At 44.8% G+C, this 23,378-nt stretch carries 21 protein-coding genes; 17 read left to right on the forward strand and 4 right to left on the reverse strand.

Translation table 11 applies throughout. The features are described 5' to 3' along the window. Positions 1–35: 35 nt before the first annotated feature. Together NZ043_RS17985 and NZ043_RS17990 are read right to left on the reverse strand one after the other, a co-directional pair. On the reverse strand, positions 36–1,187 hold the full coding sequence (locus tag NZ043_RS17985; protein ID WP_091032863.1) for a glycosyltransferase: 1,152 nt from the start codon (positions 1,185–1,187) through the stop codon (positions 36–38). A 50-nt stretch (positions 1,188–1,237) separates the two neighbouring features. Further along, positions 1,238–1,765 (reverse strand): phosphatase PAP2 family protein, encoded by a 528-nt coding sequence (locus tag NZ043_RS17990; protein WP_017689668.1) that lies wholly within the window; start codon positions 1,763–1,765, stop codon positions 1,238–1,240. A gap of 710 nt (positions 1,766–2,475) precedes the next feature. Between NZ043_RS17990 and NZ043_RS17995 the strand changes: the two genes are divergently transcribed. From NZ043_RS17995 to NZ043_RS18035, 9 genes are all read left to right on the forward strand, one after another. Beyond that, the gene (locus NZ043_RS17995; protein ID WP_036610177.1) at positions 2,476–3,714 is read left to right on the forward strand and encodes a glycosyltransferase family 2 protein; all 1,239 of its coding nucleotides are present in this window, start codon (positions 2,476–2,478) and stop codon (positions 3,712–3,714) included. Positions 3,715–4,048: 334 nt separating this feature from the next. Further along, a complete protein-coding gene (gene infC / locus NZ043_RS18000; protein ID WP_017689666.1) occupies positions 4,049–4,543 on the forward strand; it encodes a translation initiation factor IF-3 in 495 nt (164 codons plus the stop codon). A gap of 24 nt (positions 4,544–4,567) precedes the next feature. Continuing rightward, on the forward strand, positions 4,568–4,771 hold the full coding sequence (gene rpmI / locus NZ043_RS18005) for a 50S ribosomal protein L35 (protein ID WP_017689665.1): 204 nt from the start codon (positions 4,568–4,570) through the stop codon (positions 4,769–4,771). 88 nt (positions 4,772–4,859) lie between these two features. Continuing rightward, complete coding sequence (gene rplT, locus NZ043_RS18010; protein ID WP_017689664.1) at positions 4,860–5,219, forward strand: 50S ribosomal protein L20; 360 nt, start codon at positions 4,860–4,862, stop codon at positions 5,217–5,219. A 579-nt stretch (positions 5,220–5,798) separates the two neighbouring features. Then, a complete protein-coding gene (locus NZ043_RS18015) occupies positions 5,799–6,839 on the forward strand; it encodes a BMP family ABC transporter substrate-binding protein (protein ID WP_076252456.1) in 1,041 nt (346 codons plus the stop codon). 299 nt (positions 6,840–7,138) lie between these two features. Continuing rightward, entirely contained in the window at positions 7,139–8,677 is a 1,539-nt protein-coding gene (locus tag NZ043_RS18020) for an ABC transporter ATP-binding protein (protein WP_215076982.1), read from the forward strand. Continuing rightward, positions 8,670–9,749 (forward strand): ABC transporter permease, encoded by a 1,080-nt coding sequence (locus tag NZ043_RS18025; protein WP_091032853.1) that lies wholly within the window; start codon positions 8,670–8,672, stop codon positions 9,747–9,749. The genes NZ043_RS18020 and NZ043_RS18025 overlap by 8 nt, the downstream gene beginning before the upstream one ends. Next, positions 9,750–10,712, forward strand: a complete 963-nt coding sequence (locus tag NZ043_RS18030) for an ABC transporter permease (protein WP_062833426.1) — start codon at positions 9,750–9,752, stop codon at positions 10,710–10,712. Positions 10,713–10,927: 215 nt separating this feature from the next. After that, complete coding sequence (locus NZ043_RS18035; protein WP_047842246.1) at positions 10,928–11,317, forward strand: hypothetical protein; 390 nt, start codon at positions 10,928–10,930, stop codon at positions 11,315–11,317. Positions 11,318–11,323: 6 nt separating this feature from the next. Here NZ043_RS18035 and NZ043_RS18040 read toward each other — a convergent pair whose 3' ends face one another. Then, positions 11,324–11,770: a GNAT family N-acetyltransferase gene (locus tag NZ043_RS18040; protein WP_091014845.1), complete on the reverse strand. Its 447-nt coding sequence runs from the start codon at positions 11,768–11,770 to the stop codon at positions 11,324–11,326. Between the two features lie 600 nt (positions 11,771–12,370). Between NZ043_RS18040 and ilvB the strand changes: the two genes are divergently transcribed. From ilvB to NZ043_RS18060, 4 genes are all read left to right on the forward strand, one after another. Next, on the forward strand, positions 12,371–14,122 hold the full coding sequence (gene ilvB, locus NZ043_RS18045; protein ID WP_091032851.1) for a biosynthetic-type acetolactate synthase large subunit: 1,752 nt from the start codon (positions 12,371–12,373) through the stop codon (positions 14,120–14,122). Beyond that, on the forward strand, positions 14,119–14,601 hold the full coding sequence (gene ilvN / locus NZ043_RS18050; RefSeq protein WP_024628317.1) for an acetolactate synthase small subunit: 483 nt from the start codon (positions 14,119–14,121) through the stop codon (positions 14,599–14,601). Before ilvB ends, ilvN begins: the two co-directional genes overlap by 4 nt. A gap of 263 nt (positions 14,602–14,864) precedes the next feature. Further along, a complete protein-coding gene (gene ilvC / locus NZ043_RS18055) occupies positions 14,865–15,857 on the forward strand; it encodes a ketol-acid reductoisomerase (protein ID WP_062833429.1) in 993 nt (330 codons plus the stop codon). A 139-nt stretch (positions 15,858–15,996) separates the two neighbouring features. Continuing rightward, positions 15,997–17,538, forward strand: a complete 1,542-nt coding sequence (locus NZ043_RS18060) for a 2-isopropylmalate synthase (RefSeq protein WP_017689653.1) — start codon at positions 15,997–15,999, stop codon at positions 17,536–17,538. A gap of 382 nt (positions 17,539–17,920) precedes the next feature. Here NZ043_RS18060 and NZ043_RS18065 read toward each other — a convergent pair whose 3' ends face one another. Then, positions 17,921–18,901 (reverse strand): aldo/keto reductase, encoded by a 981-nt coding sequence (locus NZ043_RS18065; RefSeq protein ID WP_249911279.1) that lies wholly within the window; start codon positions 18,899–18,901, stop codon positions 17,921–17,923. A gap of 233 nt (positions 18,902–19,134) precedes the next feature. Here NZ043_RS18065 and leuB point away from each other — a divergent pair, with 233 nt between their 5' ends. The 4 genes from leuB to NZ043_RS18085 all read left to right on the forward strand — a co-directional run bounded on the left by leuB (position 19,135) and on the right by NZ043_RS18085 (position 23,367). Then, positions 19,135–20,220 (forward strand): 3-isopropylmalate dehydrogenase, encoded by a 1,086-nt coding sequence (leuB, locus tag NZ043_RS18070; protein WP_133384120.1) that lies wholly within the window; start codon positions 19,135–19,137, stop codon positions 20,218–20,220. Positions 20,221–20,498: 278 nt separating this feature from the next. After that, positions 20,499–21,038, forward strand: coding sequence for a peroxiredoxin (locus NZ043_RS18075; RefSeq protein WP_091032840.1), 540 nt, complete (start codon positions 20,499–20,501; stop codon positions 21,036–21,038). A 356-nt stretch (positions 21,039–21,394) separates the two neighbouring features. Further along, complete coding sequence (locus tag NZ043_RS18080; RefSeq protein WP_017689649.1) at positions 21,395–21,811, forward strand: hypothetical protein; 417 nt, start codon at positions 21,395–21,397, stop codon at positions 21,809–21,811. 449 nt (positions 21,812–22,260) lie between these two features. Further along, a complete protein-coding gene (locus NZ043_RS18085; protein ID WP_133384121.1) occupies positions 22,261–23,367 on the forward strand; it encodes a PAS domain-containing sensor histidine kinase in 1,107 nt (368 codons plus the stop codon). Positions 23,368–23,378: the final 11 nt, after the last annotated feature.

A 23,378-nucleotide genomic window follows, 5' to 3' on the forward strand; every position in this document is an offset into this window, starting at 1 on the left:
AAGAATGCGGGAAGCAGCACCTTATTTGGATAAATTCATAAACGGGCCTCTTCTGCGGATGAAGGACGAACGTCCTCCAGCAGATCGATAATACTTTGAGCGCTCTGCATCGGATGAACCTTGGCGATTTCCGCCAGATGACGTTTGCGTTTACGTACAACATCCGGGTAGTGATGCAACAGCTTGTTCATCCATTTGACCACTACGTCGAGCGAAGTTATGGGTTCTCCCAACCCTCTTGCCGTAAAATAATGGACGTTTTCTTCTTCCTGACCAGGTATAGGGTTGTGGAACAACATTGGAATTCCTTTGGCCAAACCTTCGCTGCATGTCATTCCCCCAGGTTTGGTGATCAGCAGGTCGGATACTTCCATCAATTTGTCTACTTCGTTGGTGTACCCCATAATATGAATGTTTTCTTTGCGATACATGGGGTTCTGTTCCATGCTGATCCGTGCTTTATCATTGCGACCCAGACAAAAAATGATCTGAATATCTTCATGCCAGCGTGTCAGCAGCGGATGGACCAGCTTGTCGCTGAGCATTCCCCAGCCGCCACCCATCACCAGTACAGTAGGCATGTTCTTGAGGTTGAATCTGCTTCGAATCTCTTCTCGCCCGGGATGCTCCCAGAAATTTGGATGCACCGGAATGCCCGTGACTCGAATGTTGTCTGTAGGTACGCCGCGTAGCATTAGTTTGGACTTAACCTCATCTGAAGAAACCAGATAAAGGTCTACTTCACGGTTAATCCACGTCCCATGTGCATCATAGTCGGTGATGACTGTGCATAGGGGAACCTGTACACCCAGACGTTTCAGTCTGGATATGACAGCACTTGGAATCGGATGTGTACAGACGATCGCATCGGGACGTAACTGGCGCACAACGCTGCGTGTATGTGTATAGAACAGTTTATGCAGCGCCAGTGTCGTCAGCCTGTTCAATGATTTTTTATATTGGTGTCTGTATACGTATCCGACAAGTTTGGGTTGGTTGGTAACCGTTTTTTTGTATGCTGTTATAATCAGAGGTGCAACCTTGGGATTTAAGAAACTTCCCAGTTCAAGCACTTTTGTCTGCACGTCTGGCGAGAGCTTTCGCAAATTGCTGGACAGTGCATAAGCGGCTTGAGTATGACCCGTACCAAAGCCTTCAGATAATAGTAATACTCTTTTTTTCTCCACGCTTGCTTCACCTGTTCCTGCTAGGTTTTTCTGAGTCTAACATATCGGCTTTAAGACCAGAATGCAACTGTTGCAAGTGCGACTAAAGTACCTATTGTGGCACCCGCCAGAACATCGGAAGGATAGTGTAATCCCAGATAAATTCGAGAGAATCCGACAATAAGGGCCACAGGCAACAATATTAGCAATAAGATCGGATCAGTGGTCATAAAGGGAACCGTGACCGAAAAAATGGCAGTTGTGTGCCCTGAAGGAAACGAGTGATCCGTCAGGGGATTACGGAACGTAATTGTATCCGGCAATGCCAGATAAGGTCGAATGCGGGGATACAATTTTTTCGCGATGGCTACAGGGATGTGGCTGACCGCAAGAGCGATACATGCCTGGAGTCCTGTTGTGCTCCAAGGAGCTGGAGCAAGCAGCCAGATTAACAGTGATATTGCAATAGAAGAAGTTGCTCCACCCAGATGGGTGAAATAATACAGCCAAAAATTCATAAAACGATTATGAAGTCGGCCGTTGATCCACATAAAAACATTTCGATCATAATCTTGAAACTTTAAGAATAAACGGCTCATATTGGCCTCCTGCCAGTCAGGCCGCCCGTAATGGCGGCATTATTTCCGGTGATTTTCTGCATCCGGTTTCGTCCTGATTAGTATATAACCGTTTTTCATGAACTTGAGGTTATTTCAGGTATATGTTTATCATATTTTTAAATGTTGTCCTTTTCAAGAAGAACCCATGTAAAGAACGTTAAATTCATGTTAAAGAGTGGATATATACCCATCTTAACTTTTTGACTTGAGTCAGCCAAAAAAGATACAATGATTCAACATGGCTGAAATGAGGTAAAAAAATGTGAGTTCTGTTTCAAACTTTTTGAGGTCTGTTTGCGTTATTTGTTATAGAGCCTCTGACGAAGAATAACATGCTGATGAAAAAAGCAGGGACTTTAGAAATAAAAATCAAGTAAACGGCTGAAAATAAGATATAACAGGCATGAATGCGAGGTTGTGGTATCACGAAGTGTCTATTCAGCGTTTAAAGATCACATTTCTGCTTCAGAAAGTGGAATTGGGGTTTTGACAAATGACTGAAAAGGATACAGAATCGATAAAGCAGCCAACTGATAGCAACCAAGCTTTGAAACATTGCCTGATATATTCACGTAGTACACAAAAGAACAGGGTCATATTCTGCAGATCAAAAAAAAATAAATTGCAGAATCAGGAAGAGAAATGCTTGAGTAAACTGGGTTTTGAAAAAAAGGGGGTAACAGAGAACGATGTTGGACGCTATATTCGTCACGATGCAGGTCATTCTGGCACTGCTAGCCGTGTACCAATTCACGTTTTCGCTGTTCGGTCTGATTAAGAAAAAGAAAAAGAAACATTATCCGGCGACAAAATCATTCGCTGTACTCGTCGCAGCACACAATGAGGAACAAGTCATTGGTGCCTTGATGGAGAACTTGAAACAACTTGATTATCCGGAAGATCTGTACGATGTGTTTGTCATCTGTGACAACTGTACGGATGGAACGGCTCAAATTGTCAGAGAGCATGGATTAAACGCCTGTGTACGTACCAATGCCGATTTAAGAGGGAAAGGGTACGCCATCGAATGGATGCTTAAGTACTTGTGGAAATTGCCACGTCAGTATGACGCAGTTGTTATGTTTGACGCGGATAACCTGGTTGACCGTAACTTCTTGCTTGAGATGAATGATGACTTGAACAATGGTTCGCGTGTTATCCAAGGATACATTGATACGAAAAATCCGGAGGATTCCTGGATTACTGCAGCTTACGGTGTTTCTTACTGGTACATCAACCGTCTGTGGCAGTTGTCTCGTCATAACTTGAATATGGCGAATTTCCTCGGAGGAACCGGAATGTGCTTTGAGACCAACCTGTTGAAGGAAATTGGTTGGGGTGCAACAAGTCTGGTTGAGGATCTGGAGTTTACGATGCGCAGTGTGCAACGTAATGTGTATCCTGTTTTCAACTATGACGCCAAAGTATTTGATGAGAAGCCATTAACATTCAAAGCTTCAGCGAGACAACGTCTGCGCTGGATGCAAGGTCACTTTACAGTTGCGCGTAGATACTTCTTCCCGTTGCTATGGCAGTCCATTAAGGAAAGAAGCCTGGTGAAATTTGACCTTGCTATCTATGGAGCCAATGTCTATGTGGTATTGCTTACGTTCCTGATGACGGCTGTGATGTGGGTAGATATGGCTATATTCAGTGGTCCGCACATTGCTAATATTTATGGATACTTCCCGTTATGGGTTGGGTTCGTGGCTATTGGTTTGAACATCCTGACGTTCCTGTTGTCCATGGCGCTGGAGAAGGTTACCTTTGCCAAAGTTTATCTATATCTGATTTTGTTCCCGATCTACCTGCTGTCTTGGTACCCGATTACGTTCTACGCTTTCTTTACGCAGAACAACAAACAGTGGAGCCACACTCAACATACACGTGTTGTACGGTTGGATGAGGTGCAGAGCAAACAAGGGTAAGGAACATGCATGCGATACTTTGTTGACATCTGATATAACAAATGTATAATTCACAAAAAAAGTTGTGAAGAATGTTGACAATGTGTTTTGTGGGTGATATAGTATTCAAGTGCCTTAAAACGAATAGAAATGGAATCACAAGCAGAAGTCCGACTTCTCACCTGATCAACAAACATGTTGGCTGGTCAACGATCCCAATAATTTATGAAGTGTATACTCATGAAGAATTGTGTTGATTACAGGGATGTCGGTAGCTTGACCGGCATCCCTTTTATTTTTGTTTAACTGGATATTCAAAATGACCTGGAGGTGGACGATTATTAGTAAAGATCACATGATTAATGATGAGATTCGGGCGAAGGAAGTACGCCTTGTCGGAGCTGAAGGAGAACAAATTGGGATTACGCCCATTCGCGAAGCACTGCAAATGGCGATTGACCTGAATTTGGATCTGGTCAATGTGGCACCACAGGCTAAACCGCCGGTGTGTCGTATTATGGACTATGGCAAATTCCGCTATGAGCAACAAAAGAAAGATAAAGAAGCCCGTAAGAACCAGAAAATTGTTGATATTAAAGAAGTATGGTTCCGTTCCAATATTGAGGAGCACGATTATCAAACGAAGCTTCGTAATGTAGTTAAGTTTTTGAACGAAGGCGACAAAGTGAAATGTTCTGTTCGTTATCGCGGACGTGAAATTGCACATGCCGCGATTGGTCAACGGATTTTGGAGCGCGTTAAGGTAGAAGTTGCAGAACTTTGTACTGTTGAACGTCAACCAAAATTAGAAGGCCGCAGTATGATCATGATCTTGGCTCCTAAAGCCTGATAACATTGGAGGAGGAAACACAAAATGCCTAAAATGAAAACACACAGCAGTTTGAAAGGACGCTTCAAAATTACCGGTTCCGGTAAGGTCCTTCGTTACAAAGCTCACAAAAACCACTTGCTTTCCCACAAATCCAAACGTGCTAAGCGCGTTCTGAACGGTAACCCAGTTATGGCTGCCGGGGATGTTAGACGTTTGAAACAAGGTTTGGCTAACTTGAAAGGCTAATTCTAATTAGTAGATTCCGTATGGGGGATCGGCTACGGCCGTACACATACCACGGATACATTTATATTTATTTGGGAGGTTCTTTAATATGGCAAGAGTAAAAGGCGGTTTTGTAGTACGTCGTCGTCATAAAAAGGTTTTGAAACTGGCAAGAGGTTATTTCGGTTCCAAACACCGTATTTTTAAAACAGCTAACGAGCAAGTAATGAAATCCCTGGTATACGCATACCGTGACCGTCGCAACACGAAACGTAACTTCCGCAGACTGTGGATCGTTCGTATCAATGCTGCAGCACGTATGAATGGTTTGTCTTACAACAAACTGATCCATGGTTTGAAACTTGCTGGAGTAGACATGAACCGCAAAATGTTGGCTGATCTGGCCGTTAACGACATCAATGCGTTCAACTCTTTGGCTACTGTAGCTAAAGGCAAAATCAACGCTTAAATTGTATGATACAAGCCGCCGTACCTATATGGCGGCTTTTTTTACGGCTTGGAAGAAATTCGAAGCTGAATCTCTGAATGAATAGAGCGAATAGGCTGAAGTCTGGAAGGGAACAATGAAACCAGATAACTGGTGAATAAAGGCCCATGGGAATACATAAAATACGAACGGTGAAATAATACAAATAAAAACAGGTAAATCCCACTCATCACTAAAGTTCGCGATATGTTTTTGTTATATAACATCACATCGTTGTAACGTTAGTGTGTTAAAACGCTAAATTATTAAGCGTTTTCAATAAAAAAAGAACAAAAATATGTGATATTTGGTGATGAAACATCTGGATTTTAACACTGGTTGATTGTATAATCACCTCTAGTAGGCTAGTCCTAGATTTTTCTCTCCATGTCATAATGTTCGGTTTTTCGACAGATGATAGGATGCTACAAGGGTGAGAATGCGCTTTTAATGTCGAAGAAACCATACATTCTGCATAAAAGTCATTCCTGCTATCTGTTAACCGTTCAATTTTAGGCTGGATTGGAATGAGGGATATATCATTAAGGGGGAAAAAGAGAAATGAAAAAGATGCTCAGCTTGTCTTTGGTAATGTTGCTGGCGGTATCGGTTATGCTCGCAGGTTGCGGTAGCAAACCGAAAGAAGAAACAAATGCCGGAGGAGATACAGGTGGCACATCCACTGAAGCGAAATCCGATCTCAAAATCGGTATGGTTACTGACGTAGGTGGAGTTAATGACAAATCCTTTAACCAATCCGCTTGGGAAGCTTTGCAAGCGACTGAAACAGAAACAGGTACTGCTGTTAAATACCTGCAAAGTAAATCCGATGAAGAGTACATTCCTAACCTGAACGAATTCGTTAAAGGTGGATATGATCTGACTTGGGGTATCGGTTTCCAATTGGCTGATGCAATCAAAACTGTAGCTGAGCAAAACCCTGATGCTAAACTCGCGATCATCGACAGTGTTGTTGATGCTCCTAACGTTAAATCCGTAACATTTGCTGAAGAAGAAGGATCTTACCTGGTTGGTGTTGTAGCTGGTCTGACAACAAAATCCAACAAAATTGGTTTTGTAGGCGGTATGGAAAGCCCACTGATCAAAAAGTTTGAAGTAGGATTCAGAGAAGGTGTTAAAGCAGTTAACCCTGATGCTCAATTCATTTCTAACTACACAGGTGCATTTGATAAACCTGACTTGGGTAAAGCAGCAGCAGCAACACTTTACAATGAAGGCGTAGATATTATCTTCCACGCTTCTGGCGCAACAGGTAACGGTGTGTTTAACGAAGCAAGTGCTCGTAAGAAGCAAGGTCAAGATGTATGGGTTATCGGTGTAGACAAAGACCAATCTCTTGAGTTTGGTGATGAGATCACTTTGACTTCCATGATCAAAAAAGTTGACGAAGCAGTTAAGCGCGTTAACAAAGAAGTAGTTGATGGTACATTTGCTGGCGGTTCCGAGAACCTGACTTTGAAAGAAAACGGCGTAGGTATTGCTGATACCTCTACTGCCAATGTATCTGCTGATACACTTGCAAAAGTGGAAGAGTACAAAGAAAAAATCATCAGCGGCGAAATCAAAGTTCCTACGGAGTGAATTTTATCTTAGTCGCAAATGAATAATCATTGGGGCCGGTCTTGACCGGCCTTATGATTGCAAAAACAGGAACATTTGATCAAGTCATCATAACAATTGTACAAGGTCACTGTGCACCAACGCTCCGGTAGGAGCTTTTCTTAAGATAATGGAATTGATATGTTCTTAATGAGCTGAACCATTCGATTATCGCAAGAAAAACTTCAGCTAAGCGCGGTCTGTCTTCTTTGAAAGTACGTCGATAGACGTTTTTTTTTACGTTTGCGGAACCACACTATATCAGTTATAAGGGTGATTACATGGGTGCAGCAACCCCCGTCGTTGAGTTAAAACAAATTACGAAGCGTTTCCCAGGCATTGTTGCCAACGACGCCATCAGCCTTCAGCTTCGTAAAGGCGAGATCCATGCGCTACTGGGCGAAAACGGCGCTGGTAAGTCAACGTTGATGAATATTGTATTTGGTCTCTATCAGCCAGATGAAGGTTCCATTGAAGTGAATGGCAAGCCTGTCATCATCGACAGCCCTAACCGAGCGATCGATCTTGGCATAGGCATGGTGCATCAGCATTTTAAACTTGTACAGCCGTTCACGGTAACAGAGAACATTATTTTGGGATCTGAACCAACGAAGGGTCTCAATATTAACTATAAAAAAGCAGCTGCTGAAGTTCAGCGTCTTTCCGAACAGTATGGACTTAAGGTGAATCCTCATGCCAAAATTCATGATATTTCTGTCGGAATGCAGCAACGTGTAGAGATTGTTAAAACGTTGTATCGCGGTGCAGACATTCTGATTTTTGACGAGCCTACAGCTGTATTGACTCCTCAAGAGATCAAAGAACTGATGATCATCATGAAGAAGCTTGTAGCTGAAGGAAAGTCCATTATTTTGATCACGCACAAACTGAAAGAAATCATGGAAATCTCCGATACGGTAACGATTATCCGTCGGGGTAAAGTGATTGATTCGGTCAAAACTTCGGAAACAAATCCGAATGAGCTGGCAGAGAAAATGGTGGGGCGGAATGTCACATTCAAAGTGGACAAAAAACCGGCTACACCTGGAGCTAATGTGCTCGAAGTCAGTAAATTAACGGCCAAGAATAAAGAAGGTATTTCGGTTCTGAACCAACTTAACCTGAACGTACGTGCAGGAGAGATTGTCGGAATCGCAGGCGTGGATGGTAACGGTCAAAGTGAACTGATTGAAGCCCTTACCGGACTTCGCAAAGTCGAGAGTGGTTCGATTCTTTTGGAGGGCAAGGAGCTGTCCAATCATTCTCCGCGCCATATCTCGGAGTCGGGTGTAGCCCACATTCCGGAAGATCGACATAAACACGGACTTGTACTTGATTTTTCAGTGAGTGAAAATATCGTTCTGGAATCGTATTATAAAGCACCATACACCCGTAAAGGGTTCCTTAACTTCGATGCGATCAAAAAGCAGGCTAAGCGGCTTGTTGAGGCATTTGACGTGCGTACACCAAGCATCGAGACCAAAGCTCGTTCCTTGTCCGGAGGAAACCAGCAAAAGGCCATTATCGCCCGTGAGGTAGATAAAAACCCTGAACTGCTTATCGCTGCACAGCCAACGCGTGGTTTGGACGTAGGGGCTATTGAGTTCGTGCAAAAGCAACTGATTGCACAGCGTGATCAAGGTAAGGCTGTTCTGCTGATTTCATTTGAGCTTGATGAGATTATCAATGTATCTGACCGAATTGCTGTCATTTATGAAGGCCAGATCGTTGGCGAGGTGCTGCCGGAAGAAACCAATGATAGGGAGCTCGGCTTGATGATGGCGGGCAGCACTCAAAAGAGAGGTACTGCGCATGAATAACGTATTGAAATGGTTTACGCGAGATTCATTTATTTTGCCTGTAGTAGCTATTATTATGGGTCTTATTCTCGGTGGAGTTGTCATGCTGATTGGTGGCTACAATCCAATCGAAGCCTATGGTGCATTGTTCACCAAGGTATTTGGAGACATGTACAACTTTGGTGAAGCAGTACGGGAAATGACACCATTAATTATGACTGGACTTGCATTTGCATTTGCATCACGTGCAGGGCTGTTTAACATCGGGGGAGAAGGTCAATTTCTCGTCGGAATGACAGCTGCGACATTTGTTGGTGTTAAATTTGCAGGTTTGCCGATCTACCTTCATGCGCCACTGGCTTTGATTGCTGGTGCACTGTTTGGTGGTCTCTGGGCAGCTATTGCTGGTTATCTGAAAGCGGCACGTGGGGTCAATGAAGTTATCAGTAGTATCATGTTGAACTGGATTGGTCTGTATCTGGCCAACCTTATCGTACGCCAATTCTTGCTGTTGAAGGGCGAGAATCGCTCCGTGGATATCAGCGAATCGGCTTCGATTAGTCTCACATGGTTATCTGAACTGATGGGCAACTCCCGTGTACACATGGGGACGTTGATTGCCCTTGTGATGGCTGTGCTCTTTTATATCTATATGTGGAAAACAAAACAAGGTTTTGAAATCCGCGCGGTAGGCTACAACCCTAATGCGGCTGAATATGCAGGTATGCATGTTAACCGGAATATCGTAAAAGCGATGTTTATCAGTGGTATGCTTGCCGGTCTTGGTGGTGCCTTCCAGGTTCTTGGTGTGTTCCATTACCAGACCGTAATGTCGGGTTCACCAGGTACAGGCTTTGACGGAATAGCTGTTGCGCTAATTGGTTTGAATCATCCGTTTGGTGTGTTGTTGGGTGCAGTGTTGTTTGGTACCCTCACGTACGGATCTGCAGGTATGAGTTTTGCTGCGGATGTTCCGCCTGAGATTATTCGGATTGTGATCGGTTCGATTATCTTCTTTATTGCGGCACAAGGCATCGTGCGCTGGATACTCAAACCGTTCTATTCGAAGCGTAAGAAAGAGAAGGTGTTGTAGATGGACTTGTTGACAATTGGGCAAATTATCAATACGACGCTTGTCTTTGCTACGGCATTGATTTTTGCATCACTCGGCGGAATCTTCTCGGAAAAATCAGGTGTAACAAACCTTGGACTTGAAGGTTTTATGGTCTTTGGTGCCTTTGCAGCTGGAATCGGGGCGCATTATGCTCAAGAAGCGGGCATGGGTGGAACGACTTCGGCCTGGATGGGGGTTTTGCTTGCGATTGTATTGGGCGTACTGGTATCGCTGATTCATGCCGTTGCGTCTATCACATTTAAGGCAGACCAGATTATCAGTGGTATCGTCATTAACTTTTTGGCAGCAGGAAGTACGTTGTACTTGGTTAAACTGTTGTTTGAAGGTTCTGGTGATTCACCGTTGGTTCAAGGCTTCAGCAAGTTTGATGTGCCATTCTTGAAAGACATTCCTTTGCTTGGAGAAGCCTTTTTCAAGAACGTATATCCAACGACATATCTGGCCATTCTGTTCGTATTCCTGACGTATTACATTATGTTCAAAACGCCATTTGGTCTGCGCCTTCGTTCTGTAGGTGAACATCCAAGTGCGGCTGATACGGTTGGTGTTAAAGTGCTTCGTTATCGCTATATTGGCGTTATGATCAGTGGTGCGCTTGCGGCCATTGGTGGAGCTGCGATTACGTTGACAACTACGGGTACATTCTCACACAATACAGTTTCCGGCCAAGGTTATATTGCCATTGCAGCTATGATCTTTGGTAAGTGGAATCCGATTGGTGCCTTTGGTGCGGCTGTCTTCTTTGGATTCTCACAAGCGATCCGAAACTATGTACAGTTGTTTGAATGGTCACAAAGTATTCCCCAGGAAATTATTTTTATGTTGCCTTACCTGCTTACCATCATCGTTCTCGTTGCAGCGGTTGGACGTTCTTCGGCTCCGTCTGCACTCGGTGAAGCGTATGACCCGGGTAAAAGGTAAACTTGCAATATGTCAATTTACTATCCAAAAGCTTGATAAAAGGGTCCGCCTTGTGCGGGCCTTTTTTTGTTTTCTTGAGCATCACCAATCCACTTTTTCACGTTTGTTTTGGTTCTCATGCAGATACCCATATTTTCAGGTAGGGACAAAGAAACAGGCGAATTCAGTGATGGACGAATACACTGTTTTGAACGATCCGAGGAGGAGGGGAAAGTATGAAACAACAAGTTACGCGTGATGAAGCGATGAAATTAATAGGCAAAAATATTGTTGCAATCAAAAAAGACGGCACTCGGGTTACGGGAAAGCTGTTGAAAGTATCGGGCAACAAACTGGTACTCAAGCGTTTGAATGGCAAAAAAGTACGTACAAAAGCGATTCTGCCACTGGTATTGTTTGATCTGCTCGCTATTGCCACACTGCCTTATGCTTATGGAGGTGGTCCCGGCTTCGGTCCCGGATATGGACCTGGACCAAAACCAGGCCCTGGATATGGTCCTGGCTACGGACCGGGATATGGACCTGGAGGACCTGGTGGCGGATATGGACCTGGTCCTGGATTCGGCCCTTATGGTCCAGGTCCACGCCCACCAGGATTTTTCTAGGATATTCTACAATGTTTTTTCCAATTCGTAGCAACGGCTTATCATGATGTATCGAATCGCGCTGTATCCATTTTTTTGATAAAACTGAAGCCCTTTGGTATTGCCCTCATCCACCATCACTTTAGATCTTCGACAACCCCGAGATGCCGCAAAGCTCTCTGCTTTGAGCAACAAAGTTTGCCCGTAACGTTTGCGTTGTTCTTTCGGACTAACGGCCATCATATCGACATAGAGCAATTCCCCATGCATGAGAAAATGGATGAATGCCACAGCAGCTTTGTCTGGCTCCGGCGAGACAACAAAGGTCATGCCCCTGTTCATTCGCAGGGGTATTTCTTTGCGGATTTTATTAATTTCCTTTTCGCTCATATGGGATAAAGGAACAAGTTGAGTGTCAATCAACTTCATGATGGCGCCATCATCCAGCTTGGATGTGCGTTGCCGAATCACCATGCGGAGCCTCCTTTCAGGACCAGTCGTGCTGCTCGTATATCCTATGCCCGAAGCAAGATAAAAGGTGACTGAATGAAGCGCTGGGATTAGGGCAACCTTATAGGCTGAAGAGGGAAGAAGGAAGGTTCTCTGAATTTTTATGCAAAACAGGTATTGACTTATCGGTTGGAGGAATCATATAATGTTCCTAACATTTAACGAGAATATTTCATCGGCTATGAAGAGGACGAAGTTTTAAGGGCTCTTTTGCTCAGAGAGTGGCTGGAATTGCTGAAACCACCACCATTATCCCTTATATACGAGCTCACCTCGGAGCTGTTTTCCTGAAAAGCACTGGATGTCACTCCTTTCGCGTATTAGGGAAAATCGTATGTCTGCGTTACAGACAACAGGTATGGGAAACGACTATGTTCGTTTGAGCTATTCGTTTTGTTGTACCTGGTAAGGTCCGTTATTGCGAAATTTCGGGCAAAGTTGGGTGGTACCACGGAAGCGATAACCTTTCGTCCCTCGCAAGCATGAACTTGTTTGCAGGGATGGAAGGTTTTTTTTGTAACTTTAAATGTCAGAATGGTGTAAATTTCGAGAGGAGGATGACTGATGGGAGCTCAAATTCCAGAAGTACGGTCAACAGATGAATTACGTGAAAAATGGATGAAGCCGGAGGTCATTAGCGGATCCGAAATTCTGCTGAGAAGTTTGTTACTTGAAGGTGTCGAGTGCGTATTTGGTTACCCAGGCGGCGCAGTGTTGTACATTTACGATGCGATGTATGGTTTCGAGGATTTCAAACACGTTCTCACCCGTCACGAACAAGGTGCAATACATGCAGCTGACGGATATGCACGTGCAAGCGGCAAAGTTGGTGTCTGCATCGCTACTTCCGGACCAGGAGCAACAAATCTGGTTACGGGCATTGCAACAGCGTATATGGATTCAGTACCACTCGTAGTCATTACGGGGAACGTTATTTCAAGCCTGATCGGTTCAGATGCTTTCCAGGAAGCGGATATTACCGGGATTACAATGCCAATCACTAAACATAGTTACCTGGTGAAAGATGTAAAAGATCTGTCCAGCGTAATTCATGAGGCATTCCATATTGCCAATACCGGTCGTAAAGGTCCTGTACTGATCGACATCCCAAAAGATGTATCAGCGAACAAAACATTGTTTGAACCAACAACTGAACCTGTTATATTGAGAGGGTACAATCCACGGACAGTGCCAAACAAACTGCAGGTTGACCGTTTGGCCCAAGCCATTCAGGAAGCAGAGCGTCCAATGATTCTCGCTGGTGGCGGTGTGGTATACTCGGGAGGACATGAAGAACTGTTCGAGTTTGTTGAGAAGACAGGCATTCCAATTACGACTACTCTCCTTGGTCTAGGCGCTTTCCCAAGCGGTCATGAATTATGGACGGGTATGCCAGGTATGCACGGAACGTACACTTCCAATCAGGCTATTCAAAAAGCAGACCTGCTGATTAATATCGGCGCTCGATTCGATGATCGGGTAACAGGCAAGCTGGATGGATTCGCTCCACATGCCAAGATCGTTCATATCGATATTGATCCGGCTGAGATTGGTAAAAACATTGCAACCGATATTCCAATCGTTGGTGATGTGAAGACGGTACTGGAAATAGCCAACAAAGAAGTTGGACGTGCAGAGCGTGCAGATGCATGGAGAGACCAGATCAAACAGTGGAAACAAGAGAAACCTTACAGCTACACGGATTCAGACGAAGTGCTGAAACCCCAGTGGGTTGTTGAAATGCTGAATGATACAACCAAAGGTGAAGCAATTGTAACTACGGATGTGGGACAACATCAGATGTGGGCAGCACAATATTATAAATTTAATCAACCGCGTTCATGGGTAACTTCGGGTGGTCTTGGAACGATGGGCTTTGGATTCCCTTCTGCCATAGGTGCTCAGATGGCCAATCCGGACAGACTCGTTATCTCCATTAACGGTGACGGCGGAATGCAGATGTGTTCCCAAGAACTTGCGATCTGTGCCATTAACAATATACCGGTAAAAATTGTGATCATTAACAATCAGGTACTCGGAATGGTTCGCCAATGGCAAGAGATCATCTATGAGAACCGTTACAGCCATATTGATCTGGCAGGAAGTCCGGATTTTGTAAAACTGGCTGAAGCTTATGGCGTAAAAGGTTTGCGTGCAACCAATAAGGAAGAAGCCCAGCGTGCTTGGCAGGAAGCCTTGGATACACCAGGACCGGTCGTTGTTGAATTCGTAGTACGCAAGGAAGAAAATGTATATCCAATGGTTCCGCAAGGAGCGACAATTGATCAAATGCTGATGGGGGATGCTGACGAATGATAAGACATACGATCTCGATACTGGTAAACGATCAGCCTGGCGTCCTTCAGCGGGTATCAGGGTTGTTCGGTCGACGCGGATTTAACATTGAGAGTATTACAGTAGGTCAATCGGAAGAACCCGGACTCTCCCGGATGGTTATTGTCACCATTGGTGACGATAAAACGCTGGAGCAGATTGAGAAACAATTGTACAAAATCATCGATGTTATTAAAGTGGTTGATTTCAGCCTGAAACCGATGGTAGCCCGTGAACTCGCCCTGATTAAAGTGAAAGCAGAGCCTTCCGAGCGTCCTGAGATTCTGGGTGTGGTAGAAACATTCCGCGCATCCGTTGTAGATGTTGGCCCAGGCAGCCTGATTGTGCAGGTAGTCGGAGATACGGACAAAATTGATGCTATGATTGAATTACTCAAGCCATATGGTATTCGCGAATTGTCCCGTACAGGCATAACTGCATTGGTACGCGGTAACGTATAAGGCTATAATGATTGAAGAGGGACGACGGTTAGCTAACATATACAGTTGATCTTATGTGAGAGTGTCAGTCCCTTAAAAGTTGCAATGTAACATTTTAGTGATGTAACGCTTGAAAAGATAGCTACATTCCCGCATTAATGGGCGGGTGTCTGAACGGATCGGATCAGACCAGAGACGCTTTTGATACGCCAAGCGAGTCGGTCCCTTGAGACACCCGCTCATTAATGAAGGGTTCTTTACAATACAAAGGAGGACTTATAAACATGCCAGTAACTACTTATTATGAACAGGATGCAGAGCTTAACGTATTGAAAGGAAAAACGATCGCGGTAATCGGTTATGGTAGCCAGGGCCACGCCCAAGCCCAAAACCTTCGTGATAGCGGATTGAACGTAGTCATCGGACTTCGTGAAGGTAAATCCTTCGACACTGCAAAAAATGACGGATTTGAAGTTCTGTCCCCGGCTGAAGCAACAAGCCGCGCAGATGTAGTTCAAATCTTGCTGCCAGACGAAACTCAAGCTTCTGTATACAAAAACGAAATCGAACCAAACCTGAAAGAAGGCGCTGCATTGCTCTTCTCACACGGTTTCAACGTTCATTTCGGTCAAATTGTTGCTCCAAAAAACAGCGATGTATTGCTGGTAGCTCCTAAGTCCCCTGGTCACATGGTACGTCGTACTTATGTGGAAGGTTTTGGTGTACCGGGCCTGATCGCGATTGAGCAAGATGCAACGGGTAAAGCTAAAGAAATCGGTTTGGCTTATGCTAAAGGTATCGGTTGTACACGCGCAGGGGTTATCGAAACTTCCTTCCGTGAAGAAACAGAAACAGATTTGTTCGGTGAGCAAGCTGTCCTGTGTGGTGGCGTGAGTGCATTGGTAAAAGCTGGATTCGAAACATTGACAGAAGCAGGTTACGCTCCTGAAATGGCATACTTCGAATGTCTGCACGAACTGAAGCTGATCGTTGACATGATGTATGAAGGTGGACTTGCAAGCATGCGTGATTCCATCAGTAACACAGCTGAGTACGGTGACTACGTAACTGGACCTCGCGTTGTAACTGAAGATACGAAGAAAGCAATGAAAGAAGTGCTGACGGATATCCAACAAGGTAAATTCGCACGCGACTTCATCCTGGAAAACCAATCCGGACGTGCATTCTTGACAGCAACTCGTCGTAACGAAGCTGAACACCCAATCGAAGTGGTTGGCGGACAATTGCGTGAGATGATGCACTGGATCAAGAAGTAAGCATTAACTTCTAGAACATGCACTTTAAGGTATTCAAGTAAACTTAGAGCTTTAACTGGGAATAGCGGCCGTGCTTATGCGTGAGCCGCTATTGCTGGTTCAGAGAAACATATAATAACAAGTACAGGAGGTGCGAAGCGTGCGTAAAATCTATGTATTTGACACAACGCTGCGTGATGGAGAGCAATCCCCGGGAGTCAATCTGAACACTCGTGAAAAGGTGGAAATTGCCCATCAGCTCGAGCGGCTTGGCATTGACCGGATGGAAGCGGGTTTCCCGGCGGCATCTCCAGGTGATCTGGCAGCTGTCAATGCAGTAGCAAATGCAGTCAAAAATGTGACTGTAATTGGCTTGTCCCGTTCCAGAGAGCAAGACATTGATGCGGTTAAAGAAGCACTTAAAGGTGCTCAGGACCCGTGTATTCACGTTTTCCTGGCAACTTCACCTATTCACCGCCAACATAAATTGCGCATGGACAAAGCGCAGGTACTGGATACAGCTCGTTCCGCGATTCGTTATGCAAAGAAAACATTCTCGAAGATTGAATTCTCACTTGAGGATGCAGGTCGTACCGAGTATGATTTCCTCGTGGAAATGGTGAATATGGCTGTTGAAGAAGGTGCAGCGGTCGTGAATATTCCGGATACGGTTGGTTACCTGAGCCCATATGAATACGGAAACATTTTCAAACATCTCAAGGAGAATGTACACGGTATTGAAAAGGTACAGCTGAGTGCCCACTGTCATAATGACTTGGGTATGGCGACGGCCAATACACTTGCTGCCATTCTCAACGGAGCCGATCAGATCGAAGGTACGATCAATGGCATTGGTGAACGTGCCGGAAACACGGCGATCGAGGAAATTGCTATGGCACTGGAGACACGTCAGGAATTTTTCCAGGCGAAAACATCGCTGCAGTTGTCTGAGATTGCACGGACCAGTCGTTTGGTTAGCCGTTTGACAGGTATGGTTGTGCCTGGAAACAAAGCCATTGTTGGCGCAAATGCCTTCGCACATGAATCCGGCATTCACCAGGACGGCATGCTGAAGGAAAAAACAACGTACGAAATTATGACTCCAGAGTCCATCGGTCTGAAAGAAAGCAAGCTTGTACTGGGTAAACATTCTGGTCGTCATGCCTTCCGTGAGCGGTTGATTGATCTGGGATATGAGCTGGAAGAAGAAGCATTGAATCGGGCTTTCGCCCAGTTCAAAGATCTGGCTGATAAGAAAAAAGAAGTTACTGATGAAGATCTGCTTGCCGTAATTGAAGAGAAATTGCAGGATGCACCTGAGGTGTATAAACTGGAATCGATCTTCGTAACGTACGGAGATGAATCGGTACCAACAGCCAAAGTTCGCATTGCAACGCTTGACGGGGATACGCTTGAGAAGCAAGCAGAGGGTAATGGATCGGTAGATGCAATCTACAATGCGATTGACCAAGTGAGTGGGGAAGACGTAACGTTGTCTGACTACTCCATCAAATCGGTAACACATGGCAAGGATGCATTGGGTGAAGTACATGTTGTGTTGACTCAAAATCAGGTTTCGGTACAAGGACGTGGCGTAAGCACAGATATATTGGGTGCAAGTGCACGTGCCTATGTAGACGGCCTGAATCAATTGATTGAGAAGCGCAAGACATATACGAACCGTGTAAACGTTAACCTGTAGGCTCCGATGAAAGGAGCACGCCCCCTTCTTTGAACTGAACTTTAAGCTGGGACGTATGTACGCTGCCAGGAAGATCTATCTTGATTTGAATTGATATCGTAATTCGTTCGGCTTGCTTTGTTACGTTTAGTGAGGTACGTAAAGAGTCTGACTCTCCTGTGGAGGGTCAGACTCTTTTGCTTGTATTTAAGCATTTTGCATAAATCCTCTAAGCGTCTTCCAATCAGCAAGATATAGATCGAAATGATTCTGTTCGTCTATATCTTGTACCCGTGAGCGGTATAATTCGAATTATGCAAAATGCTGATTTATATAATTATGGCAGTGAAACACAGAACCTTTTCTACGATTACCTATTGCATTGGCTTACGCTATCAAGCTATTACCACGCGTATGCATTAGGGGCATGTCCACCTGGACCCGGGAAAATCTCATCCAGACGTTTGAGCACCGCTTCATCCAAAGTCACGTCCAGACATTTGAGTGCGGTCTCAAACTGCTCCAGCGTACGCGGTCCGATAATCGGGGCGGTCACTGCCGGATTGGCTGCAACCCATGCCAAAGCCACCGTATCCTGTGGTTCACCGAGATCACGACACAGTGCGGCAAAGTCTTCAAGCTGAGTTTGCTGCTGCTCGATCCGTCCAGCGATGCCGCCGCTGCGTGTTCCTTCCAGCTTCTGCAGAGCGTTACGTCCTAATAAACCACCATCCAGTGGACTCCATGGAATAACGCCGAGGCCCAGCTCTTTGGCAGCGGGCAGTACTTCCAACTCAGGCAAACGACAGTTGAGGCTATATTTATGTTGTTCGGAAACCAGGCCGAGGAAATGACGATTCTTGGCTTCGCTTTGAGCGATTGCAATCTGCCATGCAGCAAAGTTACTCGATCCTACATAACCGATTTTACCCTGATGAACGGCATTTTCAAATGCGCCCCACAGCTCATTCCACGATATGGCAGGGTCTATATGATGCATCTGGTATAGTTCGATATGATCGGTCTGTAAGCGGCGGAGGGAACCCTCGAGATGCCGTCTGATTTTGTAAGCGGAGAGGCCAGCTTCGTTGTTGGGGCCATCTGTATCATCATGCATGGAGCCATAGACTTTGGTGGCCAGAACCACTTTCTCACGTCTGCCACCACCCTGGTTGAACCAGCGTCCGATAATTTCTTCGGTAAGACCGGAATTCTCACCCCAGCCGTAGATGTTAGCGGTATCAAAAAAGTTCACGCCTGCATCAAGTGCTGCGTCCATAATGCGGAAAGCTTCTTTTTCATCTGTAGCAGGCCCGAAATTCATGGTACCGAGACAGATTCGGCTGACCTTGAGTCCTGATTTACCCAAATACGAATATTGCATGTTGCTTATCCCTCCTGCGTACCTAATTTGAATTCAGCTATATTTTAACCCAGCCGGGAGGTCAGAACAACTTGGAAAGGCCAATCTCTATTGGCTTATAGGTAAAATCTATTAAAGTCATAGATTGTATATCTTGGTCAAATGACCTTGGAATATGATACAAAAGAGAGAGTTAATATGAGACGTTACTTTATGAATAATTAATGAATGAAATATAAGGAGTGGACAACCCAATGGCAGATGTGAAAAAAATTGCAGTTATTGCTGGTGACGGAATCGGCCCTGAAGTCGTAGCTGAGGCTGAGAAAGTTCTTAAACGTACGGAGGAAGTATTCGGTTATCGTTTTGAGACAGAGCATGCGCTGTTTGGCGGAATCGCAATTGATGAGAAGGGTACACCTCTTCCTGAAGAAACATTGACTGTATGTAAAAGTGCAGACGCAGTCCTGCTTGGAGCAGTTGGCGGTCCAAAATGGGATAACAACAGCAAGGAGCTTCGTCCGGAAACAGGCCTGCTGGGTATTCGCAAAGCACTTGGATTGTTCTCCAACCTGCGTCCAGCTGTCGTATTTGATTGCCTGAAGGATGCTTCAACTCTGAAGCCTGAAGTCCTGGAAGGTACAGATCTGATGGTGGTACGTGAGTTGACAGGTGGTATTTACTTTGGTGAGAAGTTCAGACGTGAAAGTGCACAGGGCGAAGAGGCAGTAGATACATGTGCGTATAATGTAACAGAAGTGGAGCGGATCGTTCGTCAGGCATTCGAAATTGCGCAAGGACGTCGCAAAAAGCTGGCTTCTGTAGACAAAGCCAACGTATTGGAAACTTCCCGTCTCTGGCGTGAAGTCGTGAACCGGGTAGCACCAGATTATCCGGATGTTGAACTGGAGCATGTACTGGTAGACAACTGCGCGATGCAATTGCTGCGTCGTCCGTCCAGCTTCGATGTCATCGTAACGGAAAACATGTTCGGAGATATCTTGAGTGATGAAGCAGCGATGCTGACTGGCTCCATCGGTATGCTTGCATCTGCATCACTGGGAGAAGGCAGCTTCGGACTCTATGAGCCGGTACACGGTTCTGCACCAGATATCGCAGGTCAAGGCCTCGCTAATCCGATTGCAACCATTCTTTCTTTGGCGTTGATGTTCCGCACAACCTTTGGTTATGCAGAGGGTGCAGATGCCATTGAAGCAGCTGTGTCGGATGTATTGAACGCAGGACATCGCACAAGTGATATTGCTGTAGACAAGAGCACAGCGATCAGCACGACCGAGATGGGCGATTTGATCGTAGCGGCTATTCAGAAACAGGCGTAATTATATTACCAACAACATGGCAGCCCTTTGTTTCCAGTTATGGAATGTACAGAGGGCTGTTCCTTTATCATTTTTGCCACGAAAAATCCTTATTTATAATGATTATAAAAAAATAATGTTTATAATCTTGACTTTGGGAAGTCCGGATGATAACATTTTACTTGTACTTGTTATCAAGTATCAAATCATTTTAATTACAGGAAAAGCGTACGCGTTTTTCTTGATGATGAGCAATCCGCAAGGATGCTTACATAATCCCAAAGGAGGAATTTTTAGTTATGGCAGAACGTTTGGTAGGTAGACCAGCACCGGATTTCGCAATGGAAACAGTATCGGGAGACGGACAAGACTTTGGTTCCGTTAAACTGTCCGATTATCGTGGCAAATGGCTTGTATTCTTCTTTTATCCTTTGGACTTCACATTTGTGTGCCCAACTGAAATTACAGCTTTGAGCGTTGCTTCCGAGCAATTCAAAGCTTTGGATACAGAAATCCTTGGCGTGAGCGTAGACTCCGTACACAGCCACAAAGCATGGATCAACACACCAGTAGACAGCAATGGTTTGGGTCAATTGAACTTCCCGCTGGCTTCTGACATCACGAAGCAAGTGGCTAAAGATTACGGGGTTCTGATCGAAGAAGAAGGCGTAGCATTGCGCGGCTTGTTCATCATCGATCCAGAAGGCGAATTGAAATATCAAGTGGTTAACCACAACGATGTAGGCCGTAGTGTTGAAGAAACACTTCGCGTACTGCAAGCACTGCAATCCGGCGGATTGTGTGCAATGAACTGGAAACCAGGCGACAATAACCTGTAAGCCAGATTAACTTGAACGTTTTTTGTTCAAGCCCTCATCCCGTTAGGGATTGAGGGCTTTTTGCACCCTTTTGCCGGAAGTTATTACGAAGTTAATCAAAAGTGTTTGAACAAGCAGCTAAGCGTGTTAATAATATATTAGAAGAAAGTCTTCTTTTTATCTGTTGAAAGAGGAATTGATGGCCTTTAAGGCGAATAGGGTATGGAAACCCGGTAAATATTCCGGTGCTCTGCATTTATAATCTGTACATGAATGTGATACACTGATGGAACTATTCCTTTTCGGAAGTGCTGGAAGTGTACGGGATGGCATTTTAACAAAAAAGTCCCGGCACGTAATAAGGAGGGTGAACAAAAATGAGTTACTGTTGTGGGGCAAGTATGGTTGGAACGAAGGGCACGCTGAAGCATTACCGCACCCAGGTTCATAATGTTCCCCTGCTGTTTTGCCCGGTGTGTCACCGGGTTGAGGTGCATTATAAAGTGGAAAATGAATATGAAATTCTGGCTGAATATGCGCATGGAGACGGTGCATCCGAGATCGACTTTCAAGATTATGTTACAGAAGATGAGGATGCGATTTTTGAAAACTGTGTAAACCGTGAGAGCGAGGATGCCATGGTTATTGTGCAGCGCCAGATTGATATGGCTCTGGATTTGCTCAGGCTCGCGAAGGAAACCAAAGACGAGAAGTGGGAAAGCGAACTTAAACGTCGATTAGCTGTGATGAGTCAGCGCAGACTGAAAATTCAGCATAATAAGACCGGACTATAGATGAACTCGGATATATCACAAATTAAAGATATTAAAAACGAAGCTGATTTGCCTATTGGGTGAAACGGCTTCGTTTTTGTGCTGTATTCTGGAACTAGTTCGAGGTTTTTTTTAAAATAATTTCCATTCGACACTTTCTCCGATTGACTCTCTTCTATAAACTTGTCTATGATAAAAACAGACTTGCAAAAGAGGCGGAGCAAAAAAAATGTTCGTGTTTGGGAATAGGAGAAGGTCAGAATGGGACAAACGTATATGATTTTCCGGATCGACTGTTGGTTACCGGGAATAGACCAGCTTGAGTTCCGGCCATGCCATCCATATTTTCGGCTCAGCCCCCCAACGAAAGGGCACCGGTAATGAAAAATAAAATCGGCCCTTCCTGTTTCTGTGATGATATGATGTCCGAATGGCAAGTTTATCATTTACGTGAAAAGGAGGAACCTGACATGATTAGTGAATTTCAGGATACAGTGCCTCAACCAACGGATGGTTTCCCGCCTGTGCATCTGGATAACAACAAGTACGAGAATGTACTGGAACATCTGGATAGCGGTATTATGTTGTTTGACAGTCACGGTGTATTGACGTTTATTAACGTTCAGATGGCAAAGTTGTTGGAACTTCCAAGAAGTCTGTTGAGCGGCTGCACCCTGATGCAAATGCTGCATCATCCGCAGATGAGCCGATTCAAGAAAAAGAAAATTTTACGTATCTATCGGGAAACTATTTTTCACCGTAAGCGCTATCATGAGTTGATTGATGAATACGGAAGGCATTGGCTGGTTACTGTGACGTACGGTGATCAGATGGATGGCGACTTCTTGTTCAGCGTCAAAGATGTATCTGATTATAAACAAATTGAACAGACCGCTTATCAAAATGACAAACTTGCGATGCTGGGGCGAATTTCAGCATCTATTGCTCATGAAATTCGTAATCCGTTGACTGCAATCCGTGGGTTCATCCAATTGCTCAGGCCCCATTTGCTGCAGCTCGGCAAAGACGAGTACGCTCGAATCATACTGACGGAGATTGATCGGGCGAATGACATCATCTACGAATTTTTGAATTCTTCCAAACCGTCAGCTCCACAGAAGACCGTGATGTCCGTCGACTCTTTGCTCAAAGAGGTGGTCTTGCTGACCGAAAGCGAAGGTTTGATGAAGGGATGCGAGATTATACTGGATGAAGGGGATGCCCCGCTGAATGTGTCCATTGATGTCAAACAGATTAAGCAGGTTATTTTGAATATGGTGAAAAATGCAATGGATGCCATTGAGGAAGTTGGCGAAGAACATACGGGTTTAATTCGAATATCTACCGCTACGGAAAACAAGTTTGTGCAGATCTCCATCGCGGATAACGGTCATGGAATGGACCATAATACGCTTGTACGTTTGTTTGATCCATTCTTCACGACCAAGGAGAGCGGAACGGGGCTTGGACTTTCGGTGAGTTACCGAATCATCAAGAACCATGGAGGCACCATCTCTGTGGATAGCAAAAAGGGCGAAGGAACGCAGTTTATGATTATGTTACCCTTGGTATTTTGAGAAAAGCGGGG

The sequence above is a fragment of the Paenibacillus sp. FSL k6-2145 genome (genome assembly GCF_037976585.1).
In the GTDB taxonomy this organism is placed as follows: domain Bacteria; phylum Bacillota; class Bacilli; order Paenibacillales; family Paenibacillaceae; genus Paenibacillus.

Coding starts and splice junctions, on each gene's coding strand:
- NZ043_RS17990 (WP_017689668.1), bottom strand. CDS start 1,765: ATGAGCCGTTTATTCTTAAAGTTTCAAGATTATGATCGAAATGTTTTT.
- NZ043_RS17995 (WP_036610177.1), top strand. CDS start 2,476: ATGTTGGACGCTATATTCGTCACGATGCAGGTCATTCTGGCACTGCTA.
- infC (WP_017689666.1), top strand. CDS start 4,049: ATGATTAATGATGAGATTCGGGCGAAGGAAGTACGCCTTGTCGGAGCT.
- rpmI (WP_017689665.1), top strand. CDS start 4,568: ATGCCTAAAATGAAAACACACAGCAGTTTGAAAGGACGCTTCAAAATT.
- rplT (WP_017689664.1), top strand. CDS start 4,860: ATGGCAAGAGTAAAAGGCGGTTTTGTAGTACGTCGTCGTCATAAAAAG.
- NZ043_RS18015 (WP_076252456.1), top strand. CDS start 5,799: ATGAAAAAGATGCTCAGCTTGTCTTTGGTAATGTTGCTGGCGGTATCG.
- NZ043_RS18020 (WP_215076982.1), top strand. CDS start 7,139: ATGGGTGCAGCAACCCCCGTCGTTGAGTTAAAACAAATTACGAAGCGT.
- NZ043_RS18025 (WP_091032853.1), top strand. CDS start 8,670: ATGAATAACGTATTGAAATGGTTTACGCGAGATTCATTTATTTTGCCT.
- NZ043_RS18030 (WP_062833426.1), top strand. CDS start 9,750: ATGGACTTGTTGACAATTGGGCAAATTATCAATACGACGCTTGTCTTT.
- NZ043_RS18035 (WP_047842246.1), top strand. CDS start 10,928: ATGAAACAACAAGTTACGCGTGATGAAGCGATGAAATTAATAGGCAAA.
- NZ043_RS18040 (WP_091014845.1), bottom strand. CDS start 11,770: ATGGTGATTCGGCAACGCACATCCAAGCTGGATGATGGCGCCATCATG.
- ilvB (WP_091032851.1), top strand. CDS start 12,371: ATGGGAGCTCAAATTCCAGAAGTACGGTCAACAGATGAATTACGTGAA.
- ilvN (WP_024628317.1), top strand. CDS start 14,119: ATGATAAGACATACGATCTCGATACTGGTAAACGATCAGCCTGGCGTC.
- ilvC (WP_062833429.1), top strand. CDS start 14,865: ATGCCAGTAACTACTTATTATGAACAGGATGCAGAGCTTAACGTATTG.
- NZ043_RS18065 (WP_249911279.1), bottom strand. CDS start 18,901: ATGCAATATTCGTATTTGGGTAAATCAGGACTCAAGGTCAGCCGAATC.
- leuB (WP_133384120.1), top strand. CDS start 19,135: ATGGCAGATGTGAAAAAAATTGCAGTTATTGCTGGTGACGGAATCGGC.
- NZ043_RS18075 (WP_091032840.1), top strand. CDS start 20,499: ATGGCAGAACGTTTGGTAGGTAGACCAGCACCGGATTTCGCAATGGAA.
- NZ043_RS18080 (WP_017689649.1), top strand. CDS start 21,395: ATGAGTTACTGTTGTGGGGCAAGTATGGTTGGAACGAAGGGCACGCTG.
- NZ043_RS18085 (WP_133384121.1), top strand. CDS start 22,261: ATGATTAGTGAATTTCAGGATACAGTGCCTCAACCAACGGATGGTTTC.